The organism is Streptomyces sp. NPDC004539, from assembly GCF_040610055.1.
GTDB lineage: Bacteria > Actinomycetota > Actinomycetes > Streptomycetales > Streptomycetaceae > Streptomyces.
On the sequence record NZ_JBEXLS010000026.1, the window covers coordinates 119,622 to 137,053 of the forward strand.

At 69.0% G+C, this 17,432-nt stretch carries 16 protein-coding genes; 7 read left to right on the forward strand and 9 right to left on the reverse strand.

What is annotated here, in order from left to right:
* Positions 1-24: 24 nt before the first annotated feature.
* On the reverse strand, positions 25-1,239 hold the full coding sequence (locus ABZX85_RS39060) for an MFS transporter (RefSeq protein WP_355880075.1): 1,215 nt from the start codon (positions 1,237-1,239) through the stop codon (positions 25-27).
* Positions 1,240-1,394: 155 nt separating this feature from the next.
* Between ABZX85_RS39060 and ABZX85_RS39065 the strand changes: the two genes are divergently transcribed.
* Positions 1,395-1,859 carry a MarR family transcriptional regulator gene (locus tag ABZX85_RS39065; protein WP_355880078.1) on the forward strand — a complete coding sequence of 155 codons (465 nt, stop codon included), beginning with the start codon at positions 1,395-1,397 and terminating at the stop codon, positions 1,857-1,859.
* A gap of 23 nt (positions 1,860-1,882) precedes the next feature.
* Positions 1,883-2,350, forward strand: coding sequence for a GNAT family N-acetyltransferase (locus tag ABZX85_RS39070; protein ID WP_355880081.1), 468 nt, complete (start codon positions 1,883-1,885; stop codon positions 2,348-2,350).
* A gap of 56 nt (positions 2,351-2,406) precedes the next feature.
* Here the strand turns inward: ABZX85_RS39070 and ABZX85_RS39075 are convergent, their stop codons facing one another.
* Positions 2,407-3,792: a serine hydrolase domain-containing protein gene (locus ABZX85_RS39075; protein WP_355880083.1), complete on the reverse strand. Its 1,386-nt coding sequence runs from the start codon at positions 3,790-3,792 to the stop codon at positions 2,407-2,409.
* Positions 3,793-3,805: 13 nt separating this feature from the next.
* Positions 3,806-5,296: a replicative DNA helicase gene (dnaB, locus tag ABZX85_RS39080; RefSeq protein ID WP_355880086.1), complete on the reverse strand. Its 1,491-nt coding sequence runs from the start codon at positions 5,294-5,296 to the stop codon at positions 3,806-3,808.
* Between the two features lie 461 nt (positions 5,297-5,757).
* Here dnaB and ABZX85_RS39085 point away from each other — a divergent pair, with 461 nt between their 5' ends.
* Positions 5,758-7,095 carry an MATE family efflux transporter gene (locus ABZX85_RS39085; protein ID WP_355880088.1) on the forward strand — a complete coding sequence of 446 codons (1,338 nt, stop codon included), beginning with the start codon at positions 5,758-5,760 and terminating at the stop codon, positions 7,093-7,095.
* Between the two features lie 156 nt (positions 7,096-7,251).
* Here ABZX85_RS39085 and rplI read toward each other — a convergent pair whose 3' ends face one another.
* The 4 genes from rplI to rpsF form a co-directional block, all read right to left on the reverse strand.
* Positions 7,252-7,698: a 50S ribosomal protein L9 gene (gene rplI, locus ABZX85_RS39090; protein ID WP_355880091.1), complete on the reverse strand. Its 447-nt coding sequence runs from the start codon at positions 7,696-7,698 to the stop codon at positions 7,252-7,254.
* Positions 7,699-7,716: 18 nt separating this feature from the next.
* Positions 7,717-7,953: a 30S ribosomal protein S18 gene (gene rpsR, locus ABZX85_RS39095; RefSeq protein ID WP_010354088.1), complete on the reverse strand. Its 237-nt coding sequence runs from the start codon at positions 7,951-7,953 to the stop codon at positions 7,717-7,719.
* Between the two features lie 60 nt (positions 7,954-8,013).
* Positions 8,014-8,622, reverse strand: coding sequence for a single-stranded DNA-binding protein (locus ABZX85_RS39100; protein WP_355880094.1), 609 nt, complete (start codon positions 8,620-8,622; stop codon positions 8,014-8,016).
* A 76-nt stretch (positions 8,623-8,698) separates the two neighbouring features.
* Entirely contained in the window at positions 8,699-8,989 is a 291-nt protein-coding gene (gene rpsF / locus ABZX85_RS39105; protein ID WP_007383258.1) for a 30S ribosomal protein S6, read from the reverse strand.
* Between the two features lie 226 nt (positions 8,990-9,215).
* Here rpsF and ABZX85_RS39110 point away from each other — a divergent pair, with 226 nt between their 5' ends.
* The 3 genes from ABZX85_RS39110 (at position 9,216) to ABZX85_RS39120 (ending at position 11,941) form a co-directional block, all read left to right on the forward strand.
* On the forward strand, positions 9,216-9,533 hold the full coding sequence (locus tag ABZX85_RS39110) for a hypothetical protein (protein WP_355880097.1): 318 nt from the start codon (positions 9,216-9,218) through the stop codon (positions 9,531-9,533).
* A 191-nt stretch (positions 9,534-9,724) separates the two neighbouring features.
* Complete coding sequence (locus ABZX85_RS39115) at positions 9,725-10,843, forward strand: peptidoglycan bridge formation glycyltransferase FemA/FemB family protein (RefSeq protein WP_355880100.1); 1,119 nt, start codon at positions 9,725-9,727, stop codon at positions 10,841-10,843.
* A 66-nt stretch (positions 10,844-10,909) separates the two neighbouring features.
* Complete coding sequence (locus tag ABZX85_RS39120; protein WP_355880103.1) at positions 10,910-11,941, forward strand: alanine racemase; 1,032 nt, start codon at positions 10,910-10,912, stop codon at positions 11,939-11,941.
* Between the two features lie 118 nt (positions 11,942-12,059).
* On the opposite strand, the gene ABZX85_RS39125 is transcribed toward ABZX85_RS39120, so the two are convergent.
* Both ABZX85_RS39125 and ABZX85_RS39130 read right to left on the reverse strand, forming a co-directional pair.
* Positions 12,060-13,541 carry a glycosyltransferase 87 family protein gene (locus ABZX85_RS39125; protein ID WP_355880106.1) on the reverse strand — a complete coding sequence of 494 codons (1,482 nt, stop codon included), beginning with the start codon at positions 13,539-13,541 and terminating at the stop codon, positions 12,060-12,062.
* Between the two features lie 151 nt (positions 13,542-13,692).
* A complete protein-coding gene (locus ABZX85_RS39130; RefSeq protein ID WP_355880109.1) occupies positions 13,693-16,356 on the reverse strand; it encodes a transglycosylase domain-containing protein in 2,664 nt (887 codons plus the stop codon).
* Between the two features lie 363 nt (positions 16,357-16,719).
* On the opposite strand from ABZX85_RS39130, the gene ABZX85_RS39135 reads away from it, so the two are divergent.
* Positions 16,720-17,400, forward strand: coding sequence for a PadR family transcriptional regulator (locus ABZX85_RS39135; RefSeq protein WP_355880112.1), 681 nt, complete (start codon positions 16,720-16,722; stop codon positions 17,398-17,400).
* Positions 17,401-17,432: the final 32 nt, after the last annotated feature.

Here is a 17,432-nt window from a genome sequence, read left to right on the forward strand (position 1 = left end):
GGTGGTGCGGCGATGCCGCAGGGGTCAGTGGTGGACGGCGGGGCGCTGCGGCGCCTGGTCCGTCGCCGACCCCGCGACCACGGCGCTCGGGGTGCCGTCACGGCGCTCCAGGGCGGCCGAGAGGAGCGCGAGCAGGAGAGCGGACCCGGCGAGGGCGGCGCCGACCCAGTTCGGGGAGGTGTAGCCGTGGCCCGCGTCGATGACGAGGCCGCCGAGCCAGGCCGCGAGGGCGTTGCCGAGGTTGAAGGCGCCGATGTTCACGGCCGAGGCGAGCGTCGGGGCGCCGTGGGCCTGGTCGAGGACGCGCTTCTGGAGCGGCGGCACGGTCGCGAAGCCCAGGGCGCCGATCAGGACGACGGTGACGGCCGTGAGCGCCTTGTGGTGGGCGGTGAGGGTGAAGAGGGCCAGGACGACCGCCAGGGCGCCCAGGGAGACGTACAGCATCGGCATGAGGGCGCGGTCGGCGTACCGGCCGCCGACGAGGTTGCCGGCGACCATGCCGAGGCCGAAGAGGACGAGCAGCCAGGTGACGGAGCCGTCGGCGAAACCGGTGACGTGGGTCGTCATCGGCGCGATGTAGGTGATGGCCGCGAAGACGCCGCCGAAGCCGAGGACGGTCATCGCCATGGCGAGCAGCACCTGGGTGTTGCGGAAGACGGCGAGTTCGTGCCGGAGGCGGACCCCCTCGGGCTTGGGCAGGTCGGGGACGAGCCGGGCGACGCCGGCCAGCCCGATGACGCCCAGGGCGGCGACGAGCGCGAAGGTGGCGCGCCAGCTGACGTGCTGGCCGACGAGCGTGCCGAGCGGGACGCCGACGACGTTGGCGACGGTCAGGCCGGTGAACATCATCGCGATGGCGCCGGCCTTCTTGTCCGGGGCGACCAGGTCGGCCGCGACGACCGCGCCGATGCCGAAGAAGGCGCCGTGGGCGAGCGAGGCGACCACGCGGCCGACGAGCATCACGGAGAAGACGGGGGCGACGGCGGAGAGCACGTTGCCCACGATGAACAGTCCCATCAGCAGCATCAGCATCCGCTTGCGGGAGATCCTGGTGCCGAGGGCGGTCATCAGCGGGGCGCCGATCATCACGCCGAGGGCGTAGCCGGTCACGAGGTAGCCCGCGGTGGGGATGGAGACCCCGTAGTCGGCGGCGACCTCGGGCAGCAGGCCCATGATCACGAACTCGGTCGTGCCGATGCCGAAGGCCCCGATCGCGAGAGCCAGAAGCGCGAGAGGCATGGAGGTGACACCTTCCCTGTCGGCTGCGTGAGCCATTGATTGCGTGAGCGGTTTACCTCCACAGACAATACTTGCAGACGCGCTATATCTGCAAGCGCGCACTATTGCGATGCTGCCCTATCCTGGGAGCCACCGCCCGGGACGGAGGAGAGAACATGGCCGCGACGGACCCCGCACTGACCGCCCTCGCCCAGGGCTGGTGCGCCCTCTCCCTGCTGCACGGCAGGATCGAGGGCCACATCGAGCGCGCCCTCCAGACGGGACACGAGCTGAGCGTCCGCGAGTACTCCCTGCTGGACGTGCTCAGCCGGCAGCACGACGGGGAGGGCGGCCATCTCCAGATGAAGCAGGTCGCCGACGCGGTCGTCCTCAGCCAGAGCGCGACCACCCGTCTGGTGACCCGGCTCGAAGACCGCGGCCTCCTGGAGCGCTACCTCTGCCCCACCGACCGCCGCGGCATCTACACGAACGTCACCGACGCGGGGCTGGAGCTTCTGGAGGAGGCGCGGCCGACCAACGACCGGGCACTGCGCGAGGCGCTCGACGAGGCGGCGAAGGACCCGGAACTGGCCTCGCTCGTGCGGGTCGTGGAGACCCTGAAGGCGCCCGCCGCCGCATAGGGCGCGCACGTAGGCTTCCGGCCATGGGAGATCTTGAAACAGCCGGTCCGACCATCCGGGACGCCGGCGCCGACGACCTTCCCGCGATCGTCGCCCTCCTCGCGGACGACCCGCTGGGCGCCCAGCGGGAGTCGCAGGACGACCTCACGCCGTACCTGGCCGCCTTCGAGCGGCTCGACCGCGACCCCAACCAGCACCTGATGGTCGCCGTCCGCGAGGGACAGGTCGTCGGGACCCTTCAGCTCACGATCGTCCCCGGGCTCTCCCGCAAGGGCAGCACGCGGTCGATCATCGAGGCCGTACGCGTCCGCGCCGACGAACGCGGCAGCGGTCTGGGGACGCGGTTCGTCGAGTGGGCGGTCGAGGAGTCCCGGCGGCAGGGCTGCCAGTTGGTGCAGCTGACCTCGGACGTCACACGGGTCGACGCGCACCGCTTCTACGAGCGGCTGGGGTTCGTGGCCTCGCATGTGGGGTTCAAACTGGCGCTGTGAGGGGGTGGGGGTGTGTTTCACGTGAAACACACCCCCACCCCCTCACACGTCACGCATCAGCCGATACCCCGCCACCCCTCCGGGTCGACCCCGCCGGGCACGGCGGCCTCGTCGTCGTACGGCTGGCGCGTGAACACGAACGAGCCGACGTCCAGGTGGCTCAACGTGCCGTCAGGGCGGCGTACGGGGGTCAGGAGTTCACCGGCGTAGTAGCCCTCCAGACCGGTCCAGGTGCCGTCTCCGTTCGGCTCGAAGCGGGACCGGCGGCCGGCGCGGGCCAGGGGCGCCAGGGACAGCAGGCCGTCGGCGGTCCAGCGCAGGGCGAAGCCGTGCGTTCCCCAGTACCACTGGCCGACCAGCTCCAGGACGGCCGGATCGACGTCCTTGAGCGGCCTCCAGGGCTCGGGAATGCGGGGTTCGGCCTCCGCGACGATCCGGACGAGATCGGCGCCCAGAGAGCCCGTCAGGAGCCCTGAGGTGCAGTTGGCGAGGACGACGGCCGCGACGTCGTCCTCCAGGCCGATCATGAGGCTGGCGACATAGCCGGGAAGCGAGCCGGAGTGGCCCACGAGGAGCCGTCCGTCGTGGTGCTGGACCTGGAGCCCGAGCCCGTACGACGCCCCCGCGGCGAGGTCGGCGGTCTCGGCCGGGGCCGCCGGGGCGCGCATCTCCCGGACCGTCCCGGCGCTCAGCACCCGGTCGTCGCCGTTCGCCAGGAACACGGCGAACCTCGCCAGATCCCGGGTCGTCGACCAGAGCTGCCCCGCCGGGGCCATCCGGCCGAGGTCCTCCACGGGCTCCGGGAGCAGCGCGTCGGCCCAGGGATGCACCGCCCAGCCGCCCGCGTACGGCATATCGGGGTGGGCGCCCGTCCGGTCGAGGCCCAGGGGTTCGAGCACCTCACGCCGGAGCGCCTCCTCCCACGGGACGCCCCGCAACTCCTCGACCAGCGCGCCGAGCAGGGTGTAGCCGGGGTTGGAGTAGTGGAACCGGCGCCCGCTCGGGTGGAGCGACGGACGCTCCCCCAGCACGTCGGCGAGTTCGGGCCGCAGCGTCCCGGGCGTCCGTTCCCACCAGGGCGCCGGCGACTCCGCCGCCAGCCCGCCCGTGTGCGCGAGGAGTTCGGCGACGGTCACCTCCCCCGCACCGGTGCCGGGCAGATGCTTCTCCAGCGGGTCCCCGAGGTCGAGCAGCCCTTCGTCCCGCAGCCGCATCACGAGCACGGCGGTGAACGTCTTGGTGATCGACCCGATCCGGTACTGCACGTTCCCGTCGGGACCGTGCCCGTCGACCGATGTCCGGGCCCCCTCCCACACCACCTGCCCGCCCCGCACGACGGCGGCGACGAGCGACGGGGCCCGGCCTTCGGACTGGGCGAGGGCGATGCGGTGGAGCAGCGCGCGCCGGGTGGCGGGCAGCAGCTCTTCCTGAGGTGTCGTCATGGACCCCAGTGCATCAGGTCTGTGCCATGTCGACGAAACGAGAATAGTGACCCTGGAAGGCGACCGTGATCGTGGCCGTCGGGCCGTTTCGGTGCTTGCCGACGATGATGTCGGCCTCGCCGGCGCGGGGGGACTCCTTCTCGTAGGCGTCCTCGCGGTGCAGCAGGATGACCATGTCGGCGTCCTGCTCGATGGAGCCGGACTCACGGAGGTCGGAGACCATCGGCTTCTTGTCGGTGCGCTGTTCGGGACCTCGGTTGAGCTGCGAGAGCGCGATGACCGGGACTTCGAGTTCCTTGGCGAGGAGCTTGAGGTTACGGGACATGTCCGAGACCTCCTGCTGACGGCTCTCGGAGCGCCCCTTTCCGCCGGACTGCATGAGCTGGAGGTAGTCGATGATGACGAGCTTGATGTCGTTGCGCTGCTTCAGGCGCCGGCACTTCGCGCGGATCTCCATCATCGAGAGGTTCGGCGAGTCGTCGATGTAGAGGGGCGCCGCGGAGACCTCGGGCATCCGGCGCGCGAGCCGCGTCCAGTCCTCGTCGGTCATCGTGCCGGAGCGCATGTGGTGCAGGGCGACCCTCGCCTCGGCGGACAGCAGGCGCATCGCGATCTCGTTGCGGCCCATTTCGAGGGAGAAGATGACGCTGGCCAGGTTGTTCTTGATCGACGCCGCGCGCGCGAAGTCCAGCGCGAGCGTCGACTTGCCCATGGCGGGGCGGGCCGCGATGACGATCATCTGACCGGGGTGCAGTCCGTTGGTGAGGGAGTCGAGGTCGGTGAAGCCGGTCGGCACACCGGTCATCTCCCCGCTGCGCGACCCGATCGCCTCGATCTCGTCGAGCGCGCCCTCCATGATGTCGCCGAGCGGGAGGTAGTCCTCGCTCGTGCGCTGTTCGGTGACGGCGTAGATCTCCGCCTGGGCGCGGTTGACGATCTCGTCGACGTCGTCGTCGCCCGCGTATCCCATCTGGGTGATCCGGGTGCCCGCCTCGACCAGCCGGCGCAGCACCGCCCGCTCGTGCACGATCTCCGCGTAGTACTCGGCGTTCGCCGCGGTCGGCACGGTCTGGACGAGGGTGTGCAGATACGACGCCCCGCCCACCTTGTTGATCTCGCCGCGCTTGGTCAGCTCGGCGGCGATCGTGATGGGGTCGGCGGGCTCGCCCTTGGCGTAGATGTCGAGGATCGCCGTGAAGATCGTCTCGTGGGCCGGCTTGTAGAAGTCGTGGCCCTTGAGGATCTCGACGACGTCGGCGATGGCGTCCTTGGAGAGGAGCATGCCGCCGAGGACGGACTGCTCGGCGTCGAGGTCCTGCGGCGGGACGCGCTCGAAGGCCGCCGCGCCGTCCCACTCGCCGTCCTCCCGGCCCCGCTCGTGCTGGTCGTCACGTCCCCGGCGCCGGTCGCCTCCGCCGCCCTCGCCCCGGCGGCGCGTCGAGGGGAGACGATCGCTGGGGCCGCTGTCCGCCCACGGGTCGTCCAAGGGCTCGGAAATGCTCACCGAGCGACCTCCTCCCGTCCGCCGAGCGGACCTCGCAGTGCCTTTCATTTCTACGGCACGGCACTGACAAAATGAGAGGCCCTGCTCCGGTTGTGGCGCGTCGGTTTTGTGGGGGTTTCCCAGACCACCGGACAGAGCGGGCGCCGGACCACGTTAGGCCCCTGGGCACCGTCAGCCAATCTGGTTATCCACAGGCCATGTGGACGACGGCCCCGATGCTGTGGACAACTCCCCGAAACCTGTGCACGAGCCGGTGGACAGTGCTGTGAACAAGCCCTCGACTTTTTCTGACGAACCCCTCTGACCTGCGGTTTCCCCATCCACCGTCTGTGCAGAAGAAAAACTTCCCCAGTCGGCCCAAGATGACCTCGAACAGCGCACGAAAGGACACGGAGCGAGACGATCAGTAAGGACTCAAGCCGTATTGCAACACTTACCTGTGGACGATTAGATTGGTGTTCATGACATCGGCCCCCACGACCACCAAGGCCACCAGACGCCGGCACGACCGAGAGATCGTCGCGCTGGCCGTCCCGGCCTTCGGCGCACTCGTCGCCGAGCCCCTCTTCGTCCTCGCCGACAGCGCGATCGTGGGCCACCTCGGCACGGCACAGCTCGCCGGGCTCGGTGTCGCCTCCGCCCTGCTGACGACCGCCGTCAGCATCTTCGTCTTCCTCGCCTACGCCACCACCGCCGCCGTCGCGCGCCGGGCGGGCGCCGGTGACCTCTCCGCCGCGATCCGCCAGGGCGTGGACGGCATCTGGCTCGCCCTGCTGCTCGGCGCCGGCGTGATCATCGCCGTCCTCCCCTCCGCGCGTGCCCTGGTCGACCTCTTCGGCGCCTCGGCGACGGCCGCACCGTACGCGACCACCTATCTGCGGATCTCTGCCCTCGGCATACCGGCCATGCTGATCGTCCTCGCCGCGACCGGTGTCCTGCGCGGCCTCCAGGACACCCGGACCCCGCTGTACGTCGCCGTCGCGGGCTTCGTCGCCAACGCGGGCCTCAACGCCGGACTCGTCTACGGCGCCGACCTGGGCATCGCGGGTTCCGCCTGGGGCACCGTCATCGCCCAGTGGGGGATGGCCGGCGCCTATCTCGTGGTCGTCGTACGGGGCGCCCGGCGCTACGGCGTCTCCCTCCGGCCGGACGCCGCCGGGATCAGGACCTCCGCGCAAGCCGGGGCTCCGCTGCTGGTCCGTACGCTCTCCCTGCGGGCAATGCTGATGATCGCGACCGCGGTCGCCGCGCGGCTCGGGGACGCGGACATCGCCGCCCACCAGATCGTGCTGTCCCTGTGGAGCCTGCTCGCCTTCGCGCTCGACGGCATCGCGATCGCGGGGCAGGCCATCATCGGCCGCTATCTGGGGGCCGGTGACGCGGAGGGAGCCCGGCACGCCTGCCGACGCATGGTGGAGTGGGGGATCGCCGTGGGGGTGGCCCTCGGCATCGTCGTGATCCTCGCGCGCCCCCTGTTCCTCCCCCTGTTCACCAGCGACGCCACGGTGAAGGACGCCGCGCTTCCGGCCCTGATCCTTGTCGCCCTCTCCCAGCCGGTCAGCGGCATCGTCTTCGTCCTGGACGGCGTCCTGATGGGAGCGGGGGACGGCCCCTACCTGGCCGGAGCGATGCTGGTGACCCTCGTGGTCTTCGCTCCGATCGCCCTCCTGGTCCCCACGCTGGGCGGCGGCCTCACGGCCGTATGGGGAGCCATGACGCTGATGATGACGATCCGCCTGCTGACGCTGTGGCTGCGCACCCGCTCGGGCAGATGGATCGTGACGGGAGCGACCCGATAACCCGGGCGCGCGAATCCCACGACGAACCCGCGCCCGCTGTTTCACGTGAAACGTCGCCTGGTTTCACGTGAAACGTCGCCCACTCCGGGGACATGAAAAGGGGCCGTACCCAGCGGGTACGGCCCCTTTCTCAGCTACTCGAGCCGAGCGCGGCGGTCAGGCCGCGACAACCTCGATGCTGACCTTGGCGGCCACCTCGGGGTGCAGACGCACGGTCGTCTCGTGGGCGCCCAGGGTCTTGATGGGCGAGCCGAGCTCGACACGACGCTTGTCGACCTTCGGGCCACCGGCCGCGGCGATCGCCGTGGCGACGTCGGCCGGGGTCACGGAACCGAAGAGACGGCCGGCGTCGCCGGAGCGAACGGCCAGACGGACCTTCACGCCTTCGAGCTGGGCCTTGACGCTGTTGGCCTGCTCGATGGTCTGGATCTCGTGGATCTTGCGAGCACGACGGATCTGCTCGACGTCCTTCTCGCCACCCTTGGTCCAACGGATCGCGAAGTTCCGCGGGATCAGGTAGTTGCGAGCGTAGCCGTCCTTGACGTCGACGACGTCGCCAGCAGCGCCGAGGCCGGAGACCTCGTGAGTGAGGATGATCTTCATGTGTCGGTCACCCTTCCCTTATCGCGCCTGGGCGGTGTACGGCAGCAGCGCCATCTCACGGCTGTTCTTGACGGCCGTGGCGACGTCACGCTGGTGCTGCGTGCAGTTGCCGGTCACGCGGCGGGCACGGATCTTGCCGCGGTCGGAAATGAACTTCCGCAGCATGTTCGTGTCCTTGTAGTCCACGTACTGGACCTTGTCCTTGCAGAAAGCGCAGACCTTCTTCTTAGGCTTGCGCACAGGCGGCTTCGCCATGGTGCTTTCTCTCCTGTGTGATCAAGAAGTGTGAGTACGACCCACCCTTCGGCCCAGGGCCTAGAAGGGGGGTTCGTCCGAGTAGCCGCCGCCACCGCCCTGGCCGCCGCCGGAGTTTCCACCCCAGCCGCCGCCACCGCCGCCGCCCTGGTTGCCACCGGCGGGAGCGCCGGTGGCCCACGGGTCGGCTTCCGGAGCGCCGCCCTGCTGACCGCCGCCGGAGTTTCCACCCCAGCCGCCGCCACCCTGGCCGCCGCCGTAACCGCCCTGGCCGCCGCCACGGGCACCGCCGCCACCGCCACCACCACTGGTCTTGGTGACCTTGGCCGTGGCGTTGCGCAGGCTGGGGCCGACTTCCTCGACATCCAGCTCGTAGACCGTGCGCTTGACACCCTCACGGTCCTCGTAGGACCGCTGCTTCAACCGGCCCTGCACCATGACGCGCATGCCTCGCTGGAGCGACTCCGCGACGTTCTCCGCCGCCTGGCGCCAGACCGAGCAGGTCAGGAAGAGGCTCTCGCCGTCCTTCCACTCGTTCGTCTGGCGGTCGAAGGTGCGGGGAGTGGACGCGACACGGAACTTCGCGACCGCCGCACCGGAGGGGGTGAAGCGCAGCTCGGGGTCGTCGACAAGATTGCCGACGACCGTGATGACGGTCTCGCCTGCCATGGGGAACCTCTCGGCGGGTTTGCTGCTCTGGCTGCTTGTTGCTGCTACTCGAATCCCGGGACCGCTGAGCCGAGGCTCAGTGGGTCTCGGGGCGGAGGACCTTGGTCCGGAGGACCGACTCGTTCAGGTTCAGCTGGCGGTCGAGCTCCTTGACGACCGCAGGCTCAGCCTGAAGGTCGATGACCGAGTAGATGCCCTCGGGCTTCTTCTTGATCTCGTACGAGAGACGACGACGGCCCCAGGTGTCGACCTTCTCGACCTTTCCGTTGCCCTCACGGACGACGGAGAGGAAGTTCTCGATCAGGGGGGCGACAGCGCGCTCCTCCAGATCGGGGTCGAGGATGACCATCACCTCGTAGTGACGCATGTGGAACCCACCTCCTTTGGACTCAGCGGCCACGGTCGATCCGTGGCAGGAGGGTTGTGATGCGTGCGCAACGGCGCCTCTGGCAGGCCAGGACAGACACCGGTGCAGACGGTACACACTACCCGCACCCCCGCTTCCGGTTGAAATCAGGCCCCGACGACCGTCAATCTGTACACATCGGGTGTGTACGGCGCTACGATGCGCCGCCTTCCGCAGGAGGTGCCCCATGGCACAGGCATTGCGACCCAACACCGCCGGCTCCCTCTTCGCCACCGACGGCAAACCCCACCCCCTCCAGGACACGCTGCTCGCGGTGACCCTGGTCCTCGGGGTGACGGCGTTCGTCACGGCGATGTTCCACAACCTGCATCTGCTCAGCTCCTGGACCGGTCTGGTGGGGATCTTCACCGGCGCCTACGGACAGTGGGTCTCCGAGACCACCCGTGAGCGGTTCGGCCTGATCCTGGGCCTCGGCCTCAGTGCCGTCGGCTTCTTCCTCGGCATGGCCCACGGCGGCCTCTTCGGAGGCGTGATCGGCGGCTGACCCCGCCCACCCGCCCCGCGCGGGCAACGCGTAGGGCGGGTACGACACCTGACGGACCGCGTCGGCCGTACTCCGGCCCGAACGTAGGTTCCGTACGCCCAGTCGAGGCGCTCGCAGGGCGCAGTAGGCTTCGGCGCTAGAGCCGGAGCCCCTGTACCCATGGGGACAGCCCAGCCCGAGGAGCGCCCCGAATGAGCCTGACCCTGAGGACGATCAGCCGCGAGCAGCATCTGGCGTACATCCAGAGCCTGCCTTCGGCGAGCCACATGCAGGTCCCCGCATGGGCTGACGTCAAGGCGGAATGGCGTTCGGAGAGCCTCGGCTGGTTCGACAGGTCCGGTGAGCTGGTCGGTGCGGGTCTCGTGCTCTACCGCCAGCTCCCGAAGATCAAGCGCTACCTCGCCTACCTCCCCGAGGGTCCGGTGATCAACTGGTACGCGCCGAACCTGAACGAGTGGCTGGAGCCGATGCTCGCGCACCTCAAGCACCAGGGCGCGTTCTCGGTGAAGATGGGTCCGCCGGTGATCATCCGCCGGTGGGAGGCCAATTCCATCAAGGCCGGTATCCAGAGCCCGGACGTGAAGCGGCTGCGCGACATCGAGGCCGACTTCATCGAGCCGCGCGCCTTCGAGGTGGCCGACAAGCTGCGCCGGATGGGCTGGCAGCAGGGCGAGGACGGCGGCGCGGGCTTCGGTGACGTCCAGCCGCGGTACGTCTACCAGGTGCCGCTGGCGAACCGGTCGCTGGAGGACGTCCACAAGAACTTCAACCAGCTGTGGCGCCGCAACATCAAGAAGGCCGAGAAGGCCGGCGTCGAGGTCGTCCAGGCCGGCTACCACGACCTGGAGGAGTGGCAGCGGCTGTACGAGATCACGGCCGTCCGCGACCACTTCCGGCCGCGCCCGCTGTCGTACTTCCAGCGCATGTGGTCGGCCCTCAACTCCGAGGACCCCAACCGGATGCGGCTGTACTTCGCCCGCCACAACGGGGTGAACCTCTCCGCGGCGACGATGCTGATCGTCGGCGGGCACGTCTGGTACTCCTACGGCGCCTCCGACAACATCGGCCGCGAGTTCCGGCCGTCCAACGCGATGCAGTGGCGGATGCTGCGCGACGCGTACGCCCTCGGCGCCACGGTCTACGACCTGCGCGGCATCTCGGACTCGCTGGACGAGACGGACCACCTCTTCGGCCTGATCCAGTTCAAGGTCGGTACGGGCGGCCAGGCGGCCGAGTACCTGGGCGAGTGGGACTTCCCGCTCAACAAGCTGCTCCACAAGGCCCTCGACATCTACATGTCGCGCCGCTGACGTCCCGTTCAGTGCTTCGATGACACCTGACACTCCGCAGCCCCGAGAAAGGTCCCAGGTCCGGCCATGGCGCTCACCCTCTACGTCGACACCGCGCGCTGGCGGGCGCACCACAAGCACGTGCAGGACCAGTTCCCGGGGCTCGTCCCGGTCTGCAAGGGCAACGGCTACGGCTTCGGGCACGAGCGGCTGGCGGAGGAGGCGACCCGGCTGGGCTCGGACGTCCTGGCCGTGGGCACGACCTACGAGGCCGCGCGGATCAAGGACTTCTTCGGCGGCGACCTACTGGTGCTGACGCCCTACCGGCGCGGCGAGGAGCCCGTCCCGCTGCCCGACCGGGTGATCCGCTCGGTGTCGTCCGTGGACGGCGTGTACGGCCTGGTGGGCGCCCGGGTGGTGATCGAGGTGATGTCCTCGATGAAGCGGCACGGCATCAGCGAGCAGGATCTGCCGCAGTTGCACGCCGCGATCGAGAACGTCCGCCTGGAGGGCTTCGCGATCCACCTGCCGCTGGACCGCACCGACGGTTCGGACGCGGTCGAGGAGGTCATCGGCTGGATGGACCGGCTGCGCGCGGCCCGGCTGCCGCTGCACACGATGTTCGTCAGCCACCTCAAGGCCGAGGACCTGGGCCGGCTCCAGCAGCAGTTCCCGCAGACCCGTTTCCGGGCCCGGATCGGCACCCGGCTGTGGCTGGGTGACCACGACGCCACGGAGTACCACGGCTCCGTCCTGGACGTCACGCGCGTCGCGAAGGGCGACCGGTTCGGCTACCGGCAGCAGAAGGCGGCCTCGGACGGCTTCCTGGTGGTCGTGGCGGGCGGTACGTCGCACGGCGTGGGCCTGGAGGCCCCGAAGGCGCTGCACGGCGTCATGCCGCGCGCCAAGGGCGTCGCCCGCGCCGGTCTCGCGACGGTGAACCGGAACCTCTCGCCGTTCGTCTGGGGCGGCAAGCAGCGCTGGTTCGCCGAGCCGCCGCACATGCAGGTGTCGATCCTGTTCGTCCCCTCCGACGCCCCGGAGCCGAAGGTCGGCGACGAGCTGGTGGCCCATCTGCGGCACACCACCACGCAGTTCGACCGCATCGTCGACCGCTGACGGCAGCCGGCGGCCACGCCGTTGACGCCGTTCACATCGAGAAGGCCGTACCCGGGAGTTCCCGCGTACGGCCTTCTGCGTACCCCATCAGGGCTGTTCGCCCAGAGCGAACAGCCCGCTAGCTCTCCTTGCCCCAGCTGACCTGCGGTCCGTCGAGGGGTTCGTCCTTGCGCATCGAGGCCGCCACCCCGCTGAGCACGAACCGGTCCTCCGCGCCGTCGAGCACCCCGCCTGACGGATCGTCGTCCCCGGCCTGGCGTACGACGTCCCGTTCCGGCATGAGGATGTCGCGGACCACCATCCCGCAGAAGTAGAGCGTGCCCAGCAGATGGAAGGCGATGGCCCAGTGGTAGCCGTCCATCGACAGGCCCTTGTGGGCGTCTCCGCTGGTCGTGTACGCGAGGTACATCCAGATCCCGAGGAAGTACGCCACCTCGCACGCCTGCCAGACGAGGAAGTCCCGCCACTTGGGCCGGGCGAGCGCCGCGAGCGGCACCAGCCACAGGACGTACTGCGGTGAGTAGACCTTGTTGGTGACGATGAACGCGGCCACCACCAGGAAGGCGAGCTGGGCGAAGCGCGGCCGGCGCGGGGCGGTCAGGGTGAGGATCGCGATGCCCAGGAAGCACAGCAGCACCAGCAGCGTGGCCAGGGTGTTGACGCTCTCGGTGGTGAGCGGGTCGGAGGAGTTCTGGGCCAGGATCAGCCAGAAGGAGCCGAAGTCGACGCCGCGTTCCTGGCTGAACGTGTAGAACTTCGACCAGCCGTCGAAGGCGAAGAGCATCACCGGCAGGTTCACCACGAGCCAGGCGACGACCGTGCCGGCGAGGGCCTTGCCGAAGTCCCGCCACTTCCCGGCCCGCCAGCACAGCAGGAACAGCGGCCCGAGGAGGAAGACGGGATACAGCTTGGCGGCCGTGGCGAGCCCCAGGAGCACCCCGAAGGCCAGGGAGCGGCCCCGCGCCCACATCAGCATCGCCGCGGCCGTCAGAGCGCCCGCCAGCAGGTCCCAGTTGATGGTGGCGGTCAGCACGAAGGCGGGCGCCAGGGCGACCAGCAGACCGTCCCAGGGACGGCGGGCGTGGGTGCGGGAGACACAGATCGCGATGACCGCGGCGCAGATCATCAGCATCCCGGCGTTGACCATCCAGTACCACTGTTCCTGGTGCTGGATGGTGCCGCTGTGCGGGGTGAGCCAGCTGGCCACCTGCATGAACACGCCGGTCAGCACCGGGTATTCGAGGTACTTCATGTCGCCGGAGAACTGGTCGAAGTACGGCACGAGTCCGTCGGCGAAGCCGCGTCCCTGGTACAGGTGCGGGATGTCCGAGTAGCAGGCGTGCGTGTACTGCGTGCTGGCGCCGAAGAACCAGCCGCCGTTGTAGCAGGGCGCCTTCTGGATCAGCCCGAGGGCGAACATCCCGATCGCCACGAGCGCGACGACCCGGACGGGGGTCCACCAGGACGTCCCGATCCGGGCCCGCCGTCCGATGGGGCCGCCGATCAGCTCACTGCCGGCCGCGGCGATCCGGTCTTCCTTGGTGGGCCGTACGGGGTCCGGCTCGTGCACGCTCGTTCGCGTCGATTCTGCACTGGGCATGGCGCACATCCTGCCGTACCTCCCTAGGAAAAAACCGAGGGCCGTTGCACCTCGTCCGGTGCGACGGCCCTCGTGGTCCGGGGACGCTCTTCGTTTCACGTGAAACATCGCGATGTTTCACGTGAAACGCCCGAGTCGGGCAAGAGCGCCGCTATCCGGTGGTGGTACTTCCTCCGCTGTTCCCGCCGAAGAGACCCGAACCTCTGGAGGTCTCTCCGGTGTCCCCGGTCGGTGACGGTGACGAGCTGGAATCGGTGCCGCCGTCGGTGCCACCGTCCGTGGTGCCCGCGTCCGTTCCGCCGTCGTTGCATCCGAAGCCGAAGGCACCGCAGGTGTTGGACGGGCTCGGCGCCGAGGGCGACGGGCTGTTCTCGGCAGGCGTCGGGGACGGCGACTCGCTCTCCTCCTCGCTCTCGCTGGCCGAGGGGGTCGGGGACGGCGACGGCTCCGGGTTGAGGACCTCACCGATCGGCTCCGGCGTCGGGAACGACTCCACGGGCTGGCCCTTCATGGCCTCTTCCATGTAGTCGTGCCAGATCTCGGCCGGGAACGAGGCGCCGTGGATCTTCTCCTGGCCACCCGTGCCGAACATCTCCAGGAACTCGCGGTTCTTGTTGGTCTCGTCGTCGTCGTACCGGAACATCGTGATCGCGGTCGACAGCTGCGGGGTGTAGCCCACGAACCAGGCCGACTTGTTGCCGTCGGTGGTACCGGTCTTGCCCGCCACGTCACGGCCCGTGAGCTGGGCCGCGGTGCCGGTGCCCTTGTCGACGACGGTCTTGAGGATGTCCGTGACGTTGTCGGCGACCTTCTTGGTGAAGGCGTCCTTGGTGACGGTGTCGTGCTTGTAGTTGACGCCCTGGCCCGTGGCCTCCAGGACGGAGAACGGGTCACGCTGCTTGCCGCTGGCCGCGAAAGTGGCGTACGAGGACGCCATGCGGATGGCGCTGGGGTCGGAGATGCCGATGGAGAACGACGGGAAGGTGGTGCCCGCCAGGCTGTTGGGCTTCAGGCCGGCGCTGACCGCGGCCTCCTTCACCTTGTCCAGGCCGACGTCCATGCCGAGCTGTACGAAGGCGGAGTTCACGGACTCGCGCATCGCCTCGCGCAGGTCGACCTTGAAGTCCGGCGGGTTACCGAGCGAGACGTTGCCGTCGTTGGTCTGGAGCCACTCCTCGCCCTTCTCGTTCTTCCAGACGCTTCCGTCGTACTCCTGGATCTTGAGCTTGTTCTTGCCGCTGAACATGCTCTTGGGGGAGACGATGGTGCGTTCGTCCTGGGCCTGCGAGGAGCCGAGCTTCGGGTCGCGCACACCCCACGTCATCGCGGCGGCCAGCACGAACGGCTTGAAGGTCGAGCCGACCTGGGCACCGGTCTGGTCGGCGTTGTTGGTGAAGTGCTTGGTGGAGTCCTCGCCGCCGTAGATCGCCTCGATGGCGCCGGACTCCGGGTTGACCGAGGCCCCGCCGAACTGGACGTGCGTGTCCGTGTCCGGGCGCTTGTCGGGCTTGATGTTGGCTTCCTGGACCGCCTTGACCGACTTCTCCAGCTCCAGGACCTTCTTCTTGTCGAAGGTCGTCTTGATGGAGAGGCCACCGCGCTGGAGCCGGTCCGCGTTGATCCCGGTCGTCTCCTCGTTGGTCACGAGGTAGGCGTTGGCGAGGTCGACGAGGTAGCCGACCTGGCCCTTCAGGTTGGTGTTCGAGCGGGGGTTCTGCCACGGCGGAAGCGTCGTGTACTTCGCCCGGGTCGCCGCGTCGAGGTGCTGGTACTCGACCATCTTGTTCAGGGTGTCCTGCATCTGGCGCAGGGCCCGGCCCTGGTTGGCCTCGGCGGTGGCCGCCGGATCGACAGACGGCAGCCCGGCCGGGTCGTAGTACGTGGCGCCCTTCAGCACCGCCGCCAGGAAGGCGCACTCGCCCGGGTTGAGGTCCTTGGCCTTCTTGTTGAAGTACGCATGCGCGGCGGCCTCGATGCCGTAGGCGTTGCGCCCGTAGTAGGCCGAGTTGAGGTACCCGGCCATGATCTCGTCCTTGGAGACGTTGTTGCCCACCTTGATCGCGACGAAGATCTCCTTCAGCTTCCGGGAGATCGTCTGCGACTGGTCGGCCAGCATGGCGTTCTTCACGTACTGCTGGGTGATGGTGGAGCCACCCTGCGTCTGACCGCCCCGAGCCATGTTGAAGACGGCACGGCCGATGCCCTTGGGGTCGATGCCGCTGTCCGTGTAGAAGCTCTTGTTCTCCTGCGAGATCACCGCGAACTGCATCGCCTTGGGGATCTGGGAGAGATCGACGATCTGCCGGTTGGTCTCACCACCGGAGGCGACCATCTGGGTGCCGTCGCTCCAGTAGTACACGTTGTTCTGCGCCCTGGCGGTCTTGTCGATCTCCGGGATGCCCACGAAGGCGTACGCGACGCTCGCCGCGGCCATCAGGCTGCCGAAGAAGGCGAGGCACAGACCCGTGACGAGTTTCCAGGACGGCATCCAGCGCTGCCAGCCGTACTTGTCCTGCCGCGGGTAGTCGATCAGGCGCTTGCGGCCGGAGGGCTGACGTCCTCTGCCGCGCCCGGGACCGGGATCGGGTGCCCTGCGGCGTCCTCCCCCGGTGGCTCTCTGCGCCGCGCGCCGGGCGTCGGCGCGACCGCCGTACGGCTGCTCCTCGGCCCCTGACTGGTACAGACCGTCGGAAGGGGACCCGAGGTCTCCTCCCGGTGCCGCGCGGCGGCCGGAGGACGCGCCGGACTGGCCGCGCCGGGCCGCGGCACGTCCGCCTCCTTGCGGCTGCGACTGTTTGCGACGGTGCTCGCTCATCGAACGACTACTCCTCGGGCAGGCGCACCCGTGCGCGCCTGGAAACAACGGCGGCTTTTTTCCGGTCCCCCCGATGTACGGACGCGGCCGGTTTCGCATTCATCCGTACGGCACCGGAGGCGACAGCGCCCTCTGGCGTCACGTGGCTCCCGGTGGTCTGCATGGCGCACAGACTACGCACCGTCAAAACCCGTCGAGCTCCGAAGTTCACCCCAAATCAGGCAAGTTGCTTCCAACGTTTCGGTGATGTGATCCCGTTCACCGATCTCCCTCTTGTCGGGTCCGGAAGGTCGTTCTATCGTCGTGATGTATCGAGTCGATACATCGGAGCGACATAGACGTCCGGGAAGCGGAGGAGGAGTGGTGAGCCGACGGTCCGGAATCCTTGAGTTCGCCGTCCTCGGCCTGCTCCGCGAGTCCCCGATGCACGGCTATGAGCTGCGCAAACGGCTCAACACCTCGCTGGGCGTGTTCCGGGCCTTCAGCTACGGCACGCTCTATCCCTGTCTCAAGACGCTGGTCGCGAACGGCTGGTTGATCGAAGAGGCGGGGAACACCCCCGAGGAAGCCCCAGCCGCCCCGCTCACGGGCCGCCGCGCCAAGATCGTCTACAGGTTGACGGCGGAGGGCAAGGAACACTTCGAGGAACTCCTCTCCCAGACCGGTCCCGACGCCTACGAGGACGAGCACTTCGCGGCTCGGTTCGCGTTCTTCGGGCAGACCTCCCGTGATGTGCGCATGCGCGTCCTGGAGGGCCGGCGCAGCCGTTTGGAGGAACGGCTGGAGAAGATGCGCGCCTCGCTCGCGCGCACCCGGGAGCGCCTCGACGACTACACGCTCGAACTCCAGCGCCACGGGATGGAGTCCGTGGAACGCGAAGTGCGCTGGCTGAACGAGCTCATCGAGAGCGAGCGGGCGGGCCGGGATCTCAAGAGCCCCGCCCACGGAGAACCCGCTCGCGACACCACAGAGGGAGCGCCGGGCGTCCTGCCCCGGACCGGGGACGCCCCCGGTCCGGATACGCCCGGCGACACCACCACGTGAAGCCCCTGCCAGGGCCTCACTCATACAACACA